Raw genomic sequence first — 2,780 nt, forward strand, 5'->3', positions numbered from 1 at the left:
TTAGATTGATTTGCTGAACACTTATCCAATCTTGGCACATTGTGATGCCTTCGTGGAGTGACCATCTCAGCACCCATCTATTTGAATAATTGTAATGCTTAGACTATCTTTTAGAAATGCTTATTTCTGCATCTAGGAGGTAGTTTGTTATGACTCAATCTCGCCAATCCCAAGTGTCGTTATCTGATACCCCTTATTACCATTGTATTTCTCGCTGTGTTCGACGAGCTTATCTGTGTGGAGAAGATAAATACACGGAAAAGTCATTTGAACATAGACGGCAGTGGGTTGTTGAACGCATGCATTACCTAGCCTCTTTGTTTAATATCGACATTTGTGCCTACGCTATCATGTCTAACCATTATCACCTTGTATTACATATCGACGAAGCGCTTAACGAAAGCTTAAGTCACGAAGAGGTTTGTTATCGTTGGTGTCAGCTTTATTCAAAACCTATACTCGTTGAGCGTTGGCAATCAGATCAAATAGTCTCTGAGGCTGAAAACAAAGCCGCATTAGCTATTATCGAAGGATGGAGAGGAAGATTAGTGGATATTTCATGGTTTATGCGCTGTTTAAATGAATTCATTGCGCGTAAAGCCAATAAAGAAGATGAGTGCTCAGGACGTTTTTGGGAAGGTCGGTTTAAATCTCAAGCATTATTAGACGAAGATGCGTTATTAACTTGCATGGCTTATGTTGATTTGAATCCAGTGCGAGCAAAAATGACTGTCAGTGTAGAAACGTCAGAATACACATCTGCTTACGAACGCCTGTTACCTTGCAAAAAAGTTAGTGTTGCCCAACAGCAAGAAAAGCCACTAGAATACACTTTTACTAAAAAGCCCTTATTTGGCTTTGTGGGTGATGAGAGTCAACATAATAATGAAAATAACATACCAGGTATCCCATTTTCATTATTAGATTATATTGAGTTAGTTGATTGGAGCGGGCGAATAATAAGGGAAGATAAACGTGGTGCTATTTCAAATCAACGACCTAGGCTATTATCAATGCTTGGTTTAGATGATGATACTTGGTTATCACTAGCCAGTAATTTTGGTAAAGATTATCACGGGGCAGTGGGGTCGTTAGAAGCATTAGCGACTTATGCAAGTAACACTGGTAAACGCTGGATAGCGAGTAAGAATCAATTACGACTGCATTAACCTGTACATTTTTCTATTCACAACATAATAAACTCGTCAATTAGCTACTGCTAAAAATTTTCATATTTGAAAAAGCCATTATTTGTCTCAAACGCCCTCAAATTTATATATCTTACGATTAAATAAACTATTTTCGTTATTACTTTTATTTTTGACTAATGAAAATGGCTTTGTTTTTGGTTGTTTAAATTAATGGATGTCCGCATTTTTAAATGTTTGACTAATGAAAATGGCTTTGTTTTTGGTTGTATAAATTAATGGATGTCCACATTTTTATGCGCATTTTTCCACGCGTTTTTTTCGCCAAAAAATGAAAAATTCAATTACCTACTAATCAAGATCAAACCGCGATTTATAAAGCCCTTGAAGCGTATCAGAACGATCTTTGTAATCAATAACATCACCAACAATAATGCTTGCTGTTAGATCTTTATTAGCATTTCTCAATGAAGATTCTAAGGCTTCATTGGCGTTCGTTTCTATATAAACAGGTAATATAGGTAACCTGTTTTTCATTGCAATAATTTGTGCGCCTTCTTTGAACTCTGCTAAGGTCTCCGCTGTTTGGTTACGCGTGCCTTCTGCAAATACGCAAATAGAATAACCACTCTTGACTCTTTTCTTTATTTCTGTGAAAAAGCCATTCATTGTTTTGGCTTCTCTATCCAGTAATACAGTCCCTGCATTTCTGGTAAACATGCCAAAAAAGAATGAGTTATAAAGCTCTTTTTTAGCTATCCATAAACCGTTAATACCAGTTTTTTTTAGCGCTATTTCGACTATCAAAGGGTCGATAATACTGCGGTGATTTGAGACGATAAGGTAGGGTTGTCCCTTATTGATTTTATCTGCGCCTTCAACGTTGATGCTTATTTTTAAGTGCGATAATAGTGTTTCTGCATACTCTAAACGTAGTTTTGTGACGTCATTGGCACTGTGCTCACCTCTTAATTTAAAACCAAATTTATTAGTTAAATAAAGTGCGTAGAGAGCTGTTTTGATACGGTGTAGTGTCAATTGAATTCCTATTGCTTAATCGTATTAAAATGGTGGCATCATACATGAGATGAGGATCTAATGTTTAATTGAGGTGTTTAATGATAAAGGAAGTGCTGGACATATATGTCCGTGTTTTTTTTTAAAGTCTTAAATCGATTCAGAAAAACTCAAAGGGGGAGTGGAAGTAGCCAAGTTGGACAAAGTTTTATCGTAACTGATTGATATCGTTTATATCAACAAGTGGATGTCCCGTACTTTTGCAATTTAAAGTCAATGGGTGTCCCGCACTTATCATCCATGTCTCGAAATGAGCTAGCAACGGCATCCATGCCTAACCTTGCTAAAGGCAATCATTGATTCAGAAAAACTCAATGGGGGAATGGACGTAGCCACGTTGAGTAATATTTTATTGTAACTATTTGATATTGCTTACTTCAATGATTGGGTGTCCAGCACTTTCAAGCAACGGCATCCATGCCTTAGCTTGCTAAAGGCAATCATTGATTCAGAAAAACTCAACGGGGGAATGGACGTAGTACGGCTAGCGCATTTTAATCCCACTCTCCAACAGGGTTGAACGATATTTATCATCTAACCCTGCCATTTTCTTTT

2 protein-coding genes are annotated in these 2,780 nt (G+C 36.9%); one reads left to right on the plus strand and one right to left on the minus strand.

The window, feature by feature from the left end:
- Positions 1-149 precede the first annotated feature (149 nt).
- Positions 150-1,169 carry a transposase gene (locus tag Q0794_RS17970; RefSeq protein WP_298944247.1) on the plus strand — a complete coding sequence of 340 codons (1,020 nt, stop codon included), beginning with the start codon at positions 150-152 and terminating at the stop codon, positions 1,167-1,169.
- 330 nt (positions 1,170-1,499) lie between these two features.
- Here Q0794_RS17970 and Q0794_RS17975 read toward each other — a convergent pair whose 3' ends face one another.
- Positions 1,500-2,186 carry a lysophospholipid acyltransferase family protein gene (locus Q0794_RS17975; protein ID WP_298944249.1) on the minus strand — a complete coding sequence of 229 codons (687 nt, stop codon included), beginning with the start codon at positions 2,184-2,186 and terminating at the stop codon, positions 1,500-1,502.
- Positions 2,187-2,780 lie beyond the last annotated feature (594 nt).

The sequence above is a fragment of the uncultured Psychromonas sp. genome (assembly GCF_947489755.1).
Classification (GTDB): Bacteria; Pseudomonadota; Gammaproteobacteria; order Enterobacterales; family Psychromonadaceae; genus Psychromonas.

Coding starts and splice junctions, on each gene's coding strand:
- Q0794_RS17970 (WP_298944247.1), top strand. CDS start 150: ATGACTCAATCTCGCCAATCCCAAGTGTCGTTATCTGATACCCCTTAT.